Source organism: Paenibacillus sp. PAMC21692, from assembly GCF_014303795.1.
Lineage (GTDB): Bacteria > Bacillota > Bacilli > Paenibacillales > Paenibacillaceae > Pristimantibacillus > Pristimantibacillus agaridevorans.
In genome coordinates this window covers 3,376,290-3,392,982 of record NZ_CP060293.1, presented here as the reverse complement: position 1 = coordinate 3,392,982, position 16,693 = coordinate 3,376,290, and the positions used below count along the sequence as shown (strand labels likewise).

Annotated in this window: 16 protein-coding genes; 6 read left to right on the top strand and 10 right to left on the bottom strand. The window is 54.5% G+C overall.

Going from position 1 to position 16,693, the window contains the following annotated elements; genetic code table 11:
- The first annotated feature begins 32 nt into the window (after positions 1–32).
- Both H7F31_RS13320 and H7F31_RS13315 read left to right on the top strand, forming a co-directional pair.
- Positions 33–428: a VOC family protein gene (locus tag H7F31_RS13320; protein WP_187104570.1), complete on the top strand. Its 396-nt coding sequence runs from the start codon at positions 33–35 to the stop codon at positions 426–428.
- 41 nt (positions 429–469) lie between these two features.
- Complete coding sequence (locus H7F31_RS13315; protein ID WP_187104569.1) at positions 470–1,444, top strand: type I phosphomannose isomerase catalytic subunit; 975 nt, start codon at positions 470–472, stop codon at positions 1,442–1,444.
- Between the two features lie 594 nt (positions 1,445–2,038).
- Here H7F31_RS13315 and H7F31_RS13310 read toward each other — a convergent pair.
- The 7 genes from H7F31_RS13310 to H7F31_RS13280 all read right to left on the bottom strand — a co-directional run bounded on the left by H7F31_RS13310 (position 2,039) and on the right by H7F31_RS13280 (position 9,412).
- Positions 2,039–3,862, bottom strand: a complete 1,824-nt coding sequence (locus H7F31_RS13310; protein ID WP_087570791.1) for a B12-binding domain-containing radical SAM protein — start codon at positions 3,860–3,862, stop codon at positions 2,039–2,041.
- A 109-nt stretch (positions 3,863–3,971) separates the two neighbouring features.
- Positions 3,972–5,510 (bottom strand): trypsin-like peptidase domain-containing protein, encoded by a 1,539-nt coding sequence (locus H7F31_RS13305; protein WP_187104568.1) that lies wholly within the window; start codon positions 5,508–5,510, stop codon positions 3,972–3,974.
- Positions 5,511–5,634: 124 nt separating this feature from the next.
- Positions 5,635–7,212, bottom strand: a complete 1,578-nt coding sequence (locus H7F31_RS13300; protein ID WP_187104567.1) for an ArnT family glycosyltransferase — start codon at positions 7,210–7,212, stop codon at positions 5,635–5,637.
- 39 nt (positions 7,213–7,251) lie between these two features.
- Complete coding sequence (locus H7F31_RS13295; protein WP_187104566.1) at positions 7,252–7,812, bottom strand: GNAT family N-acetyltransferase; 561 nt, start codon at positions 7,810–7,812, stop codon at positions 7,252–7,254.
- Positions 7,813–7,931: 119 nt separating this feature from the next.
- On the bottom strand, positions 7,932–8,438 hold the full coding sequence (locus H7F31_RS13290; RefSeq protein WP_087570795.1) for a ferritin: 507 nt from the start codon (positions 8,436–8,438) through the stop codon (positions 7,932–7,934).
- Between the two features lie 95 nt (positions 8,439–8,533).
- Positions 8,534–8,755, bottom strand: a complete 222-nt coding sequence (locus tag H7F31_RS13285; RefSeq protein ID WP_087570796.1) for a DUF1450 domain-containing protein — start codon at positions 8,753–8,755, stop codon at positions 8,534–8,536.
- 99 nt (positions 8,756–8,854) lie between these two features.
- Positions 8,855–9,412, bottom strand: coding sequence for a hypothetical protein (locus H7F31_RS13280; protein WP_087570797.1), 558 nt, complete (start codon positions 9,410–9,412; stop codon positions 8,855–8,857).
- 96 nt (positions 9,413–9,508) lie between these two features.
- Between H7F31_RS13280 and H7F31_RS13275 the strand changes: the two genes are divergently transcribed.
- Positions 9,509–10,423 (top strand): phosphatidate cytidylyltransferase, encoded by a 915-nt coding sequence (locus H7F31_RS13275; protein WP_187104565.1) that lies wholly within the window; start codon positions 9,509–9,511, stop codon positions 10,421–10,423.
- Positions 10,424–10,499: 76 nt separating this feature from the next.
- On the top strand, positions 10,500–11,618 hold the full coding sequence (locus H7F31_RS13270; protein WP_187104564.1) for a copper amine oxidase N-terminal domain-containing protein: 1,119 nt from the start codon (positions 10,500–10,502) through the stop codon (positions 11,616–11,618).
- A 157-nt stretch (positions 11,619–11,775) separates the two neighbouring features.
- Here the strand turns inward: H7F31_RS13270 and H7F31_RS13265 are convergent, their stop codons facing one another.
- Complete coding sequence (locus H7F31_RS13265; protein WP_187104563.1) at positions 11,776–13,203, bottom strand: S41 family peptidase; 1,428 nt, start codon at positions 13,201–13,203, stop codon at positions 11,776–11,778.
- A 101-nt stretch (positions 13,204–13,304) separates the two neighbouring features.
- Between H7F31_RS13265 and H7F31_RS13260 the strand changes: the two genes are divergently transcribed.
- The gene (locus H7F31_RS13260) at positions 13,305–14,114 is read left to right on the top strand and encodes a Cof-type HAD-IIB family hydrolase (RefSeq protein ID WP_187104562.1); all 810 of its coding nucleotides are present in this window, start codon (positions 13,305–13,307) and stop codon (positions 14,112–14,114) included.
- 75 nt (positions 14,115–14,189) lie between these two features.
- Positions 14,190–14,402 carry a cysteine-rich CWC family protein gene (locus tag H7F31_RS13255; RefSeq protein ID WP_187104561.1) on the top strand — a complete coding sequence of 71 codons (213 nt, stop codon included), beginning with the start codon at positions 14,190–14,192 and terminating at the stop codon, positions 14,400–14,402.
- Here H7F31_RS13255 and H7F31_RS13250 read toward each other — a convergent pair.
- Together H7F31_RS13250 and H7F31_RS13245 are read right to left on the bottom strand one after the other, a co-directional pair.
- The gene (locus H7F31_RS13250) at positions 14,388–15,047 is read right to left on the bottom strand and encodes an ABC transporter ATP-binding protein (protein WP_187104560.1); all 660 of its coding nucleotides are present in this window, start codon (positions 15,045–15,047) and stop codon (positions 14,388–14,390) included. The genes H7F31_RS13255 and H7F31_RS13250 overlap by 15 nt on opposite strands.
- On the bottom strand, positions 15,044–16,693 hold the full coding sequence (locus tag H7F31_RS13245; RefSeq protein ID WP_187104559.1) for an ABC transporter permease: 1,650 nt from the start codon (positions 16,691–16,693) through the stop codon (positions 15,044–15,046). The genes H7F31_RS13250 and H7F31_RS13245 overlap by 4 nt, the downstream gene beginning before the upstream one ends.

The following is a 16,693-nucleotide window of genomic DNA, read 5'->3' as shown; positions in this document are numbered from 1 at the left end:
CGGCACTACCTATTTTGAGAGGAGAAATTGAAATGGCAGTTAGAAAAATCGAACATATTGGCATAATGGTGGACAGTATCGAACGTTCACTGGAATTTTACACGTCCTTGCTCGGTCTTGAGCATCGGTATACGTTGCTGCATACGAACGGCGTCATCCGTCTCGCATTTCTGTCCTTCCCCGGGCATGAGGATACCGAGATCGAGCTTATCGAAGGCAATAAAAGCGAATTTCCCGCCGAGGGCAAAACCCACCACACCGCTTATACGGTTGACGACGTCGAAGCCGAATTCGAACGCGTAAAGGCGCTTGGCATTCCGCTGCGCGACACCGAGATCACGACGCTGCCGAACGGAGCCCGCTACTTCTTCCTGTACGGACCAGACGGCGAACTGGTGGAGCTGTTCCAGCCTGCGAAGCAAAACTGACATTACATCATAGCGCGACTACAAGAATGGAGGAATTTATAATGGCAGTACAACCATACCCACTGCAATTCAAAGCAGAGATGAAAGAAAGAGTTTGGGGCGGCAGAGCGCTGGAGCAATTCGGCCTGGAGCTGCCGGATGGCGCGATCGGGGAAGGCTGGATGATCGGCGATCACCCTAACGGCACGACCAAGGTCGTCAACGGCGAGCTTGCCGGACTCGGCTTGGACGAAATCCGCGAGCAATACGGCCGGGAGTGGTTCGGAACGCGCGGCTTCTCCGAGAAGAACGGTCGTTTCCCTCTGCTTATCAAGCTGCTGGATTGCAACGACGATCTGTCCGTGCAAGTGCATCCGACCGACGTCTATGACCGCCTGCCTGCAGGCGAGCTGGGCAAAACGGAGATGTGGTATATTTTGAGCGCGAAGCCCGGCGCCAAGATCATCTACGGTCTGAAAGACGGCATCGACCGTCCCGCCATGGAATCGGCCATTAACGAAGGCCGCATCATGGATACGCTGCAAGAGGTATCTGTCGAGGCTGGCGACGCCTTCTATATCCCTGCGGGAACGGTGCACGCGCTCTGCTCCGGCGTCGTTGTCGCCGAAATTCAGCAGAACTCGGACACGACATACCGTCTGTACGACTATGACCGTCCTGGTCTGGACGGCAAGCTCCGCGAGCTGCATGTCGAGGACTCTCTTAACGTCATCGCCTACGAAGGAGCAGGCGCGCAACGCATGAAGACGGACGGCGTGAGCGCCGGCGAGTGGCTGTCGATCGCGACTTCCCCTTACTTCCAAGTCGAGAAGGGCATCGTCGAAGGACCGCTTGCGCTGTCCACATCGCCGGAGAGCTTCGTCATCCTCGTAATCGCGGACGGCGAAGGGCAAGTGCGTTACAGCGGCGGCGAGCTGGACGCAAAGGCCGGCCAGTGCTTCCTGTTGCCCGCCACGCTTGGCGACTACGAGCTGTCGGGTAGCATGACCGTTCTTCGCAGCGTCGTGCCGGCGTAAGGCGGGCGGCGAGCTGACGGCGAGTGTTACGAACGTTACAACTAGCAAGTTGACGAGTTTGCTCTTTCCTTCTGTTTCTTCTGTCGGAAAGGGGAGAAGTTAATTTTAGATTAGCTTGGTTCCGTAACGTTTTATCTATTTTTCCAACGGAAGTTGTCCCACGGTGTGAGGACGACAAAAAAGGTCGGGAGTCGCGGCGATGATGCGACTTCCGACCTTTTTAATAGGTTTGCTATGAGCCGGGCGATTGTAGGCAGTTAGTCGGCGTGGTCGACTTAATCGCCACTCGTGCCGCGTTTCGCGTGCAGTTAGTCGGCATAGCCGACTTAATCGACGCTTGCGCAGCGTTTTGCGAGCTGTTAGTCGGTGTGGCCGACCTAATCACCGCTCGCGCAGCGTTTCGCGAGCTGTTAGTCGGCGAGGCCGACTTATTCGCCGCTTACGCCGCGTCTCGTGAGCTATTAGTCGGCGTGGCCGACTTATTCGCCGCTTGCGCCGCGTTTCGCGGCCAGTTAGTCGGCGGGGACGACTTACTCGCCGCTTGCGCCGCGTTTCGCGGCCAGTTAGTCGGCGGGGACGACTTACTGGCCTTGCCTACACGACCGCGGCGGGCTCCACGCGCAGCGTGAACGCGCGCGGCTTCGGCTTGCTGCTCGTTTTGTCCAGCGCGTACAGCATGATGAGCAGCGTATGCTGATTCTCGGACATTTCGCCGGTCGCCAGATATGCCTCCAGATCGAACGGCAGCTTCTCCAGCATCGCGTGCTTATGCAAGTCGCGCTCGTGCATGCCCAGGTCCGCGAATGCGCCGGAAACGGCTTCCGGACGCTCCAGCAGCGCCCTCATCCAGCGGCTCCATTCGGACTTGTCCATGGAATGCTCCCACCACGTCTTGCGCGGCTTATAGTTGTGGCCGAGGAAATAATCGTACTTCATCAGTCCCAGCACAACGTCCAGCCGCAGCTTCGAGCCAACCGTCTCTCCTTCTCCCAGCGGCGTATCCGCCGGCAAATCTGTCAGGAAGCTCCACAGCCGCGAGAACAAATCCTCCAGTTGGTGGCCGATTTTGCTCCAGCCCTGCCCTTCCCAATAGTCGCCGAACAGCTGGAAAAAGTCGAACGGCGAAGGGAAAACCCGATCGACAAGATAGAGCAGAGTGTGGTCCATCCGGTGCGCGTTCCAATATTTCTCCAGCACGTCCTCCACGCGCTTGATTCGAACGATGTCGCCGAACGGCATCAGATCGTTGCCCAGCATCTCGTAAGGCGCGCGGTCCATGTAGATGTAACCCCACTTCTCCGCGTCCAGCCTTAGGCCGGTGCCCCTAAGCATCTTGAGGAAGCCGAGCTGCAGCTCCTCGGGACGCAGCGCAAACACGTCGTTGAACGTGCCTCTAAACGTGTCGTAATTCTCAAGCGGCAATCCTGCGATCAAATCCAGATGCTGATCGATTTTGCCGGAATCCCGCACCTTTGTGACCGTACGGACGAGCTTCGACCAGTTCTGCCGGCGCTGCACGGCGAGGTTCGTAGGATCGTTCGTCGACTGGACGCCGATCTCGAAGCGAAAAATGCCGGGAGGCGCATGCTCGGCCAAATAATCCAGCACCTCGGGCCGCATAATATCGGCTGTAATCTCGAACTGGAAGACAGTGCCGCGATGATTCTCGATTAGGAAGCGGAACATCTCGAGCGCGTAGTCGCGCTTAATATTGAAGGTACGGTCGACGAACTTGATCAGCTTGGCCCCGTTGTCGATCAGATAAAGGATATCGGACTTCGTCCGCTCCATATCGAAATAACGGACGCCGACCTCGATGCTGGACAAGCAGAACTGGCAGCTGAACGGACAACCCCTGCTCGTCTCGAAATATACGACGCGGCTCCCCAGGTTGGGGATATCCTCAGGGAATCGATGCGGCGACGGCAATTCGTTCAAGTTCAGCTTAGGCCGCGGCGGCGTAATCAGAATCTCCGTGCCGCTCTCTCTGACTTTGCGATAGGCGAGGCCGAACACCATATGATATTTGCCTGCCCCCTGTATTTCCGTCAGCAGATGGTCAAACGTCTCTTCGCCTTCGCCGACGACGATGAAGTCGACATCCGGCAGCCGTTCCATCCACTGCTCCGTATCATAACTCACCTCGGGGCCGCCAAGTACGATCTTCAGCTCCGGTTTGATCTTGCGCAGCATATTAACAACAGTAATCGTCTCTTCGATATTCCAGATGTAGCACGAGAACCCGACAACGTCCGGATTCCGTCCATACAGATCCGAGGCGATGTTCATTGCCGGATCCTTAATTGTATACTCCGCGATATCGATATCGAACCGGTCGCCGCTAAACGCCTTGAGGCAGCGCAGGGCGAGCGATGTATGAATGAATTTGGCATTAAGCGTGGACAACACGACTTTCATAAGCAATCCCTCTCTCGCATTACAAGCTGACTCCTATTGTACCGGACTTCCCGGCAAAATAGAAGCGGCGCCGATCCTCCGCGTTCCGCGGTGATCGGCGCCGGGCCGTCTACATTCTTGTCCGAATGTACATTTGATCCTTAAGCTGCATATCGATGACGGTATGCTTGACCCGCCACTTGCCTTCGCCGAGGAACGTTACTTCTCCCTGCCCGAAGCCTCGCGGCTGGAAGCCGTAATCCCGCTCGAAGTTGATCAATACCTGAATTTTCTCGTCCGGCAGCATCCGGTGGAATTCCTGACCCAGCAGAATCGTCCACAACTTAAGCTCGTCCTCTACTTGATTCGCGGAATAAAGGTAGAAAAGAGGATCGATATTGGCCGTCAGCACGAGCCAGCCTTCCGCATCCCTCGTCGCTTCCCACTTCGTAAACTCCGCTTCTCCGACGGAGGTGACAACCGAGGAAAATTCCTCCTTCAACAGATTCTGGATCTTGGATAACGGTGCGCCTGCAAGCGTCTCAGGCAGAGACGGATCCAGGAACTTCGCTTTCTTTACCTTATCTTCCGTCACCTCGTCCAGCAGCATGGCCGCATGGAAGGCAGAGACGGCGAAGTTAAGATCCGCTAGACTGTTATCATAACCTGCCGACGTAATGCCGATGAATTGACCGTATTCATTAAACAACGCTCCTCCGGAGCTACCATGATCGGTCGGCGCGTTGAACTGAATCCAGCTAACGCCGGCTTGGTAGCTCAGATTGCTGATCAATCCGTCGGAGACGGTATTCTGAAGGCCTAGCGGGCTTCCGATCGCCACGACGCGATCGCCTTTGTCCGCATGGTAGTCATAACTGACCTCGACAGGAAGAAGCTCGTGCGGCTGCTCCGTACGAATAATGGCGAGATCCGCATCCTCATTGTAGGCCACGACTCCCTTGACCTTCATCTCGTCGGAATAAATATCGTATACGGTAGCCGAGGTAGCGTCCTCCATGACGTGATAGTTGGTCAAAATCAGGTCTTCTCCGACCGCGATGCCGCTGCCTTGCGCCTTATTCGTCATAATCATGACGACGCTGCCGTCATATTGATTCACGATATCCTTGGCCGACAGCTTCGGCAGTTCCGGAAGCTCCCATTCCTCTTCGAACGGCTCTTCTTCGCCATAATAATCCCATGTCTCGATCTTAATCGCATTGCCTGCGGCATCCCACTTTACGGTTGCCTCGAGCAGTTCGGCCAGAAATCTCACGGGAATATACGGAACGCCATCCTTCAGCAACGCCGGCGTCGCCATGAATACCGTCGTGCCGTTCACGATGGCTTCCTTCTTGCCAGGCGACATCGTTACGGTCAAACCGCCTGCTCTCACGATCATCGCGCCCGTCTTCGGCTCAAGCACCGACACGGCCATCAGAGCTTCGGCCAGTTCCTTCATCGGCGCAAGCGCTACCCCATTCACCTTCACCACGGGAGCGGACAGCTTCTTCCCGTCCACCCAGATGGACAACTGCTGCGTCTCGCCCGCAGTCGCCTTCGCCGTTGCCGCATGGGCGTGACTTCCCGTTCCGGCAAGCGGGGCGAACAGCAGCCCCGCTGCAAGCATCGTGCAGACCGCGGCCTTATACCAAGTGTAATGTTTCATCTCCGGCTCCTCTCAATCTCCCATGTCACTACTAGTACTATTTCTCTATTAATCCTATCATCCTTATTTTGGCATGTCTATCATTTCCCGCTGCAGCACAGGGATTAGCGACTCGCATAAACCTTTAATTGGAAGAGGCTCCCGTCAGAACAGAAAAGTTCTTAAACGAGCGCACGTTAAAACCCTCCAGAGTAGCGGCAGGCGGCAGCTCGTAATTAGGCACAATGTATACGGCGGGACTGCCAGACTCGGCAACGGCAGGGCCGAAGATGTATCGGCCGAAGGAGGCCGCTTGCTGGAATGGCGACCCCGGATTGGCATACACGACGGAGCTTGCGAACGCCTCGGGATGGATCTTTTCGTAGAATAAAACGTATATGTAGGGCATATTGACCTTATCGGTCACGTAGATGGGACCGTCGGTTGCATCCGATGCGTAACGGATAGCGTCTCCGAACGATTCGTAGAAGGACGGGCCGATCTCCTCCGGATACTTCGTGAAGTACTGCCACCCGAACATGGCGAAAAAAATCGTAAACGCGGCGATCGACAGTTTAAGAGAGTGGCGGATCCGCTCTCCGCTCCAGACGACTCCCGCCGACGCAAGCAATATCAAAGGATAAAATACAATATTCATTCGGTTCATGTTTATATCGATAATCAGCCCCATAAGCATGGCCGTTATCAACCACAATCCCACAATGGCATGGGGCGCGCTTTTGGCAACAAATGCCTTTCCGGCAATAACGCCGATTCCAATAACGAGGAAAGGGATCGCGATAGGATAAAGGTAGCCGAAGTCGGGCATGGCATTCCAGGGCAGTCCATCGGTCCCCGAGATCAGAAGCTCCAGCAAACTTCTCAAGCGTGCCGCTATTCCTTCGGCAACATTACCCGAGAACACGGAGGATACCTGCTCCACGCGCGGCACCGTCAACTTGGGAATCGTAAAAAACGGCGTAACGATCTCCGACTTATCCGCTCTATTAATATAGAGGAATAATAGAATCGGCAGCGACAGCAAAGCCAGGAGCGCTCCGTGCGCCAGCAGAAGCAGCGGCTTTATCCTCCCCGATACCCATAGATAAATCGCAGCGGCAAGCGCGAATACGGGAACAAAAAAATAGGCCGTTCCGTAAGCATACATCGACAACGCCAGCAGGACGGTGAAGCCGAACAGCCACCTCGGCCTCTCCAGGCCGAGCAGCAAAAAGTAGACTGCCAGCAGCGCCAGCGTCGGGAACAAATTCGATTCCAGCGCCCATCTGGACATCATGACATGCCAAGGGCATATCGCTGCGAGGAACAGTACGATCAACGCGCCTCGGCGGGTGTCGAACAGCTTTCGCCCTATGCCGTACATCGTCCCCAGGCCAATCAGACCCATCAGCATGCTGACGGCGCGAACGGACCATTCGTTTAACCCGAATACATAAATAAACGGCATGGACAGGTAAGCATACAGCGCATTCTGACCGCTTCCCCAAGCGATCAAGTGCACGGGCAGCGACACCCCGTTACGATCGACGCCATGATGCAGGATAGCGTACGCGTCATACCCGATTGACGCTTCGTCCTGATTAAGCCCGGGCGGCAGCGCCCCCCCGTACCACAAGCGTATGAAAGCTCCTGCCGCAAAGATCAAAATAAGAAGCGGATTGCTCCGTATCCACAGCCATGTTTTGTTTCGGACAACCTTCACCCAGATTCCCCCGATGGCAGCCATCCGGCACGCGAAGGGCTACAACTGTTTAATCATTCGTTTGTACGCGCCGTCGCTCACTTGCCACAAGCCGTCATCCTTGTATCCCAACTTGCGGTAAAGCGCGTACGCGCCTTCATTGTACGGCTCTACAATAAGAGCTAACGTATCGTAACCTTGTGATCGTCCCCGTTCCTCAAATGCGGCGATAAGGCTTTTGGCGATGCCCTGCCCCTGAAACCGCTCATCCACCGCAATAGAGTCTAGGTAATAGTCGCCGGGTTTGCATTCCGTCACGACCGCGCTTGCCGCTTCCTCCCCGTGCAGAGACTCAAGCCTTTCTCGGATGGGACGATCCAGTTCCTCTGCCGCATCTCCGGAATAAGCGATCAGCATCCCTGCGACCGCACCGTCTCTTCGTTCCACAATAATATTGCGGAAGCTGAGACGGTTATGCTCCGAAGACAGGAAAACGCGCAGCACATCCCTTGTCTCTCCATCGTCTGTCGTGCCCGACAGCGTATGCGCAATAGGGCCGATCGCGGATAACAATAGCGGCAGCAATGCATCCGCGTCTTTGACCGTAGCTGAATCTATCATAATATACCTCTCCTCAACTGAATAGCCGTATTTTTACAAAAATAGAGCCCTCCCGAGCATGTCCATCCATGCATAGGAGAAGCTCTATTATGGGTTATGTCCCTGCCGTCAAGCTTTCGTTACTCTCCGGCTGGCGGAGTGAAGGATCGTCCGGCGAACTCGTTGTCCAGCATGTAGAACGCGTTGCTGTCCTTGTCGATCCGCTTCAGCTTGTTGATGATGCTGTCGAACAGCGCTTCTTCTTCGACCTGTTCATCGATGAACCACTTCAGGAAGTTGATCGTCGCGTGCTCGCGATCGTTCATCGCGAGGTCGGACAGCTTGTAGAAGCGTTCCGTATTTTGCTGCTCATGTTTGTAGCCTTGCTCGAAGGCATGCAGCACGGAGTCGTAGTCATTGTTCGGTTCCGGCAGCGCATCAAGGGTCGCTCGGCGGCCGCGGTCGTTCAGGAACTTATAAATTTTCATGGCGTGAAACCGTTCTTCTTCCGCCTGTACGATGAAGAAATTAGCGAAACCGTCCAGGCTGTCGCCGGAGCAGTACGCAGCCATCGCAAGATACACGTGTGCGGAGTAGAACTCGAAGTTCATTTGTTCGTTTAACGCTTGAGCCAAAGAGTCTTTCATAATAATGTGCACCTCGCCTTCTTATTTGTATTTATTCTAACATAAAAATGAGAGGCGGCAAATGGACGCCCCTCCTATATTTCCCAATTATAGAGTTAACCAATCATTTTTTTCAATCGTTTGTAGAGTTGTTCCGGCGTTGGCGCGGTGACTGCCTTCGATTTGACGACGACAAAACATTCCATCTTGCAGGTTCTGCAATTGCCCAAACAGTCGCTTTTTTTCCCCTTGATCTCGGGGTACTTCTCCTTCATCGCCTTATAGACCGACTTGGAGCCTAGCTTCAAGTTGCGTTTGCAATATTTGACCTTCTTCATGTTCCACCTCGTCGCCAAGTAAACAAACTATGATAATTCCTCTCATTTAAGATGATAGTAATTATCATTCCCGTTGTCAAGCGACAAGCTCCAATTCGTTTAACGAAAACGATGGATGGCATGCGGATCGTATTGACTCAGCTTTCCTTCGTAGATCAGCTCCAGTCGATCATTCTGGCGAAAGTCGTCCGGCGTGACCAACGCGGGCAGCTTGTTCCACAGCTTGATTCCCGAACGGGACAAAATCTCGGCGACGAACTGCGAGCAGAAGTAGGAGTTGCTGAACTCGACTGGCTCCTTTAAGGCGACGCCGATTACGCCGAGCAGGTTGTACAGAAATTTCCCGCGGCTCCGGATAAAAAACCGCAGCACCCGTTTCATTTTCTCTTCCTCGCGCCGCGTTATAGCGAGCTCGTAGAGGACGCAGGTCGTACCGGGATATTTGCTGAACGTCCCCGTCTTGATGTCTTCCTTGACGAAGCCGCCGTCGAACGGGTTGCTGGGATGTTTGCGCCCGAAGCTGTACAGCTCCGACAGCTCCCGGTCGAACGAGATGGAAGCGTGGTTATAGGGTGCTTTTGTATAGCTTTGTATAACCTTCGTAAAAAGCGTCCCGGTATTCGTAAGCAAAATAAAAACCGATACGTCGCGTTCCATTTTTTACGTTATCCCCTTATCAAATCATCGATATTCCTACATAATAACATAGTGTTGCTTTATAGTAATCTATCCTGGAGCAAGATGGTGAACCGTATGAACGATTCCATAACAGCGCTGGTCGTCGTATTTGCAGGGTTATTAATTGTGAATTTAATTTACTTGGTAGCCGATCGCATGTTGTCCCGCAAGGACCATGAGGTCATCGCTTTCCGCATCAAAACGTGGTGGGGCATGTTCTTTGTTTTTTGCCTGGCCACGATCATCAATCCGGTCGTTTCCCTCCTCTCTCTAATGGTGCTGTCGTTTTTCTCGCTGAAAGAATATTTCTCCATGATCAAGACGAGAAAGGCGGACCGCAGATTGTTTCTCTGGGCGTACTTGTCCATTCCCGTGCAGTTCTACTGGATCTACATCGAGTGGTACGGGATGTTTATCGTGTTTATTCCCGTCTACGTGTTCCTGCTTCTTCCCATGCCCAGGCTCATTAACAAAGGAACCGCAGGCTTTCTGCGCAGCGTAAGTTCGACGCAATGGGGACTTATGCTGATGGTGTTCGGGCTCAGCCATCTTGCTTATTTCCAATTCGCGACGCCGGAGCATGGAGCGGGAATCGTCCTGTTTCTGGTGCTGCTGACGCAAATCAACGATGTCGTAAATTATCTCGTATCGATCTACGGAGGCAAACGAAAGGTGATTCCGACCGCAAACCCCTATATCACCTGGGAGGGTTTCGCTTGCGGATTCGTCGTGACGACCGCCGTCTCGACGTTCATTTATCCGTATTTGACGCCGCTCGACCAGCTGTTTGGCGTGTTATCGGGCATGCTCATCAGTTTAAGCGGCTTTTTCGGCAGCTTGACCGTGTCCGTTTTAAAGCGGGATTTATTGCTTGGCGACGACAATAAATTCAAGAGTTCGAAAAAAAGCTTTTTGAGCCGCGTCGATAGTCTGACTTACGCTTCGCCGGTCTTTTTTCATGTCATTCGCTATTTTTTCGACTTCATGTAGCAACCTTTATGGGCCCGCCCCCGTTTATGAGTAGGCAAAAGCAAACAACTAAACCGGTTAAAGGCAGGTGCACCTCATGAAGCAGAACAAACGCAAAAAAGCTGTGGCGATACTCGCGGCGCTTACAATGACGGCATCGTTGCATGCAACGATGGCATTTGGTGCCGGCAATGCTGCTCCATCCGTACAATTTCAAATAGGAAGTCTAAACGCCGTTGACAACGACGGGACGATCGAATTAAAGCAAGCTCCATATATCGAGAAAGGCGTAGCCATGGTTCCCGCCCGCGCGTTCGCGGAAGGACTGGGCGCCAAGCTCACATGGAACGATACGGATCGGACCATCCAACTGGAGAGAGCCGGTCTGACCGTTCTGTTGACGGTTGGCCAGGATAGCGTGACGGGAACGTACGTCAAGGGCATCAAACTCCCTGCCAAAGTCGTTATTAAGCAAGGACAGGCTTTCATCCCGGCAAAGAGCGTAGCCGACCTGCTCGCCGCAACCACAACCTGGGAGAACGCTGGCCGCAAGGTTATCATCCAGGCAAAAGCCGAGACGGTGTCGCATCAATTCTCGTTCGACCAAGGCCAGGACGGCTGGGAAGGCGGCTTCGCCGATCTGCCTGTAGCCTACAATCCCAACATCTACAACCTGGAGTTCAGGCGCGTGCTGATCGATTTGTCGGATAACAAAAGCAACTACGGTCTAAAGATGGTCGGCATGAACCGCAGCGATGATCTCTTTATGTTCGTAACGAAGAAAATCAGCGGCCTTGAGCCGAATATGACTTACGATGCATCCGTTGCTTTTAAGCTGTATACGGACGTGCCTGGCGGCATGATGGGCGTAGGCGGTTCCCCTGGCGAATCGGTCTATATCAAAGCGGGTTTCGTCGCAACGAAGCCCGAAGCGCTTCGCCTCGATCATGTGCATGGAGAAGAACCTTACTTCATCCTGAACGCGGACAAGGGCAACCAGTCGCAGGACGGTGCCGATCTCAAAAACGTCGGCAACATGGTCGTGCCGGACGACTCCGTCGAAGGTTTCCAGGCGAAGCCGATGAGTCATCAAACGACGTTGAAGTCGAACGACAAGGGCGAGCTTTTCGTCATCATCGGCAGCGACTCCGGTTATGAGGGTTTAACGACATGGTACCTGGACGACGTCCAGATCGATCTGACGCCGAAGGAATGAGCGAGGAAGAACTGAGCGGGGAACGAGAACTCATCTATTATGGTAAAGAAACAGGAAGAGACGCCCGATGGGATCGGGCATCTCTTCCTGTTTTTTTAATCATTTCAATTAACCGATTTGCCACCCGCCGGCGTCTATGGGATTACTCATGAACGACTTACTGCTGCGCCTGCTTCAACAGCTCGAGCGCCTTCTGCTCCTGGGTATCCTCCCGTCCCAGCTTCTCGCGCAGCATTTCGACCAGCTTATGGCTGGTCGCGTCGGCGAACTTCCCGTTCGACGTCAAGCCGTTTTCGCTCTGGAACTTGCGGAGCGCTGTCTCGGTCTGAACGTCAAACAATCCGTCTTGACCCGAAGGCCCGTAGCCCAGCGTATTCAGCATCCCCTGCAGCAGCTTCACTTCGTCTCCATAGCTGCCCTTGGCCAACTCGGTACCCAGCGGCGGCTGATGCAGCGAAGCATATTCCGGCAGCTCCACAACGTGGTCCGGGGTCACGCCTTGCTTGTTGATCCATGTGCCGCCAGGCGTCTTCCACTGCGCTTCCGTCAAGCTGATTACGGAGCCGTCCTTGTATTGCTTGTAGCCCTGAACCACTCCTTTGCCGTACGTTTTCTCGCCGACAAGCGTCGCGCCTGCCGATTCCTTGAGCGCCGAGGCAAGCACCTCGCTCGCGCTGGCGGAACGTCCGTTGACAAGCGCGACGATCGGCACCGTCCACTTCTCCTTCTGCTTCGACGTCAGCGATACGATTCTTCGTTCGTCCTTGTAGACGATGTCGAGAATTTTTTTGTCCTTTGGAATAAGAATATTGGCGATCTCGGTCGTGGATTGCAGCAGTCCGCCGGGATTGGAACGCAGATCCAGCAGCAGCCCCTTCAGCTCGCCCTCCGCCTTAAGCTTATCCAGCTCCGCCTTGAATTCCTTACCGGTTTCCTCGGCGAAACGGCTGATCGTGATAAGGCCGATGCCATCCGCCAGTCTCTCGGAGGTAACGGTATGCACGGGGATAGCCGCCCGCTTCATCGTAAAGTCAAGGGGATCCTTCTCCGCGGCTCGCTGGACCCGGATCTTGATCGTCGTGTCTTCTTCGCCTCTTACAATGCCTAGCAGATCCTGCAGCGACTTGCCGGTTACGTCAACGTCGTCTACTGCGATTATAACGTCGCCCGGCTGCATCCCCGACCTCTCGGCAGGCGTCTCTTTGATGACATGACTGACCATAACCTTGCCGTCCTCCTGCCTCATCTCGGCGCCGATGCCGTAAAATTGCCCTTCATAGGAATCCGTATACGCCTTCCCCTTTTCTCCGGGCAAGTAATGCGAATAAGGGTCTTTGAGCGAATCCACCATGCCGACCGCCGCTCCCTGAATGAGCTGCTCCGGCGTCGTGTCATTAAGATAATCGTTAAGAACATGAACATACGAGTCATTAACTTGCTTGAACAACGGCTCCTTGATCATGGGGTACCGGGTACTCATAAAGAACATGCCGAGTGCGAAGCCCGCAGCAAGAAGCAGCACCGCTCCTATCGCATAGATGGCGCCGGAGCGCTGCTTCGCCGGTCTTGATTCATAGTTGTGCATGTGAGGATCTCCTTGTATGTAGGCTCGATTTTCGCTACAATCAACCTTATTATGACGATACACGATACAGATTGGACGCCGAGAGGAGCCTTACCGTAATTATGTATAAGCTGATTGCCATTGATGTGGACGACACGCTTCTGACAGATGAATTGACAGTGACAGACGGAACCCGCAGGGCGATGGAAGCTGCGATCGCCGCCGGAGTGACAGTGACGCTTGCCACCGGCCGCATGTTCGCTTCGGCGCAGCAGATTGCCCGCCAGATTGAACTTAATGTACCTATTATTACGTATCAGGGAGCGCTAGTCAAAACACTGCTGGACGGCCAAGTGCTCTACGAGCGCAATGTGCCGACGGACGCCGCCCTGGCGTTGCACGAATATTGCGTGAAGCATGGCCTCCATCTGCAGCTTTACGTAGACGACGAGCTGTACGGCACGGAAGATAACGACCGGATCAAAGCCTATTCCAGGCTGTCGAACATCCCTTACAGGATCGAACCCGACTTTGACAAGCTCATTACGAAGCCGCTGAACAAAATGCTCGTTATCGACGATCCCGCCCGTCTCGACGCCATCGCGCTGGAACTGGCTCCGCTGATCGGGGATCGGGTCCATATTACGAAGTCCAAGGCTCATTACTTGGAGTTTATGCACAAGGAAGGGACAAAAGGACATGCGCTGCGATTTATGGCGGAGCATCTCGGCTGCTCGATGGAGCAAACGATCGCGATGGGCGACGCATGGAACGATCGCGAGATGATTCAGGCTGCCGGTCTGGGCGTAGCCATGGCCAATGCGATTGATGCCCTTAAGGAGATTGCGGACTACGTCACGCTCTCCAATAACGAAGAAGGCGTTCGCCATGTGATCGAAAAGTTTATTTTGGAGCCGGCGAAGCAACATTGACCTTAGCCGTTAAACAAATGCAGCCCTGCGGCGACTAACGCTGCAGGGCTGCTCTTTGAAAGGAGCTATTTTTCGATGAAACATATCTGTCCTCTCTGCGGAGGAGAAAACGGCTGCGAGGCGGAGCGTGCAGAGGCAGACCTGGATTGCTGGTGCTTCCGCGCCTCCATTCCGGCGGAGCTTCTTAAGCGCGTTCCCGAGCCTTTGCTTGGCGTCAGTTGCATCTGCCGTCACTGCGTGGAGCAATTCAAGGAAGCCCCTGACCTTAAAGGCTCAAACGAGACTTAAGACCGGCTCTGGCATATTCACGATCCGGTCGCAGATCGCCTCCGCATCCGCCAGATCATGCGTCACAAGAATCGAAGTCATGCCGGACTTCTTTAGCAGCTCCTTCAGCTCCAGACGAATCTCTCCCTTTAGCGCCGCATCGAGATTGCTGAACGGTTCATCCATGAGCAGAAGCTTCGGCTGCGGCGCCAGCGCGCGGGCGAACGCGACGCGTTGCTGCTGCCCCCCGCTCAATTCGTGGGGGTATCGTCCGCCAAAGCCCTGCAACTGGATGAGCTCCAGCATGTTCTCCGTGCGCGCCGCCTGTTCCGAACGCGACAACCCCCGCAATCCGAAAGCGATATTTCTGGCGACGGTCATATGCGGGAACAAGGCGTAATCCTGGAACACCATGCCTACGCATCGATGCTCGGGTTGAACGAAGCGCCCTCCCCCTGCCATGACGATGCCTTCAATGGTTATCTCGCCGCTTTTCGGATTTTCAAGGCCGGCGATCAGACGGAGCAGCGTACTCTTGCCGCTTCCGCTGCCTCCGAGCAGCCCAACCGTCTCTCCCCGCGCAAGCGTTAATGAAAATTCCGACAGAACATCGCTCCCGGCTCCAGCATAAGCGTAAGCAATTTCCTTAAGGCTGACGTATGTCATGCCTTCTCCCCCCTACCGATAAAATGGTACAAGCAGACCGACGCAACGCCCAGCGTAATGATAAGGAGCGAAGGCAAGGAAGCTTGATGAATCTGCTCGTCGCTCGCATACTGGTAAGCCTTGGTCGCCAGCGTATCGAAGTTGAATGGCCGAAGCAGCAACGTAAGCGGAAGCTCCTTTACAACCTCCATAAAGGTCATTATGGCTCCTGTCAAAATGGAGCCCTTTAGGAGCGGCCAATCGATACGGAAGAAGGTACTCGTCGCTCCGTAGCCAAGAAGCCTGGAAGCCTCCGCGTATTTGGTCCCGATTCGGTCGTAACCGGCGTCGACGGCATTAAAGCCGACCGACAAAAACCGGGCGACGAAGGCGAATACGAGCATGGCTAACGACATGCTGAGCACCAGCTTCCCTTCTCCCAAGCCCATCATGCCGTACAAGCCGGATAGCGCCTGATCCAGCGACAGAAACAGGGCCAGCACTCCGATCGCCATAACGGCTCCCGGGATGGAATATCCCATCAACAGCAGCTTGCTCCCTGCCAGCGTAAATCCGCTCCGCCACATTCTCAGCGAATTGGCCGCAATGACGGACATCAGCATGATGATGCACACCGCGGCTGCAGAAACCGACACCGTGTTTCGAATCATCGCGGGGAACTTGTCGTTCCAGATGTCGTCGTACGTCCATGTTGCCCATACCGTCAATTGTGCGACCGGAATAATAAAGGACAACAAAACCACGATGGAACAAAAGCCAACCGTTAGCGCAGCCGGGATCCTCCGCAGCCTTTTTCGCTTTAGCACCGCACCCCCGCTTACAGAGGCGTTGAACCGCTTGCGGCTCCTCAGCAGCCTTTCTATGACAAAGATTCCGATTAATACGCCCATTAACGCCCCAGCCAGCCGTATCGCCGATTGCAGATCATACATGCCGAACCACGTTTTAAAAATCGCGACCGTAAAGGTCTGGATGCCGAAATGTTTGGCCACACCGTAATCGCCCAGCACCTCGAACGCCACAAGACTCGCTCCGCCCACAATGGCCCCCTGCGACAGCGGCAGGACGACCCGAAGGAAAACGGAAAGCGGCCTGTGCCCCAGCAGCCTGGCATTATCGATGTAGGCAGCGCTGTGCCGCTCCAGAAACGATTTGGTCATCAGGTAGACGTACGGGAACAGGAACATGGCAAAAATAAAAACGGCGCCCTGCATCGACATGATATCGAAATAACGCTGGTTCGGCGTCACGCCAAGCCCATTCCGCAGCAGCTTCTGCACGGTGCCGGTATAACTGAGCATATCGCCGTACGTATAGGCCGCTATGTAAGGCGGGATCGCCAGCGGGAGCACCAATAAGGCGGAGAACATCCTTCGAAGCGGGAAGTCATACGCGGCGACGAGCCATGCCAGCGACACTCCGATCGCAACTGAAGCCGCTACCGTGCCTACTACAAGCTGCAAAGACTCCATCAAATGGGAAGGGAGAATATAGGTCCGGATATGCGTCCAGTTCTCCCCTGGCTCTCCCCATAATCCCGCCAAAATATAAAGAGACGGAAGAAGGGCTGCAAAAGCCCCTATTCCGCTGATCGCGATCCATCCGTTCCATCTCTGTCTGAACCTCTGCAGCAAGGATGAGTACAT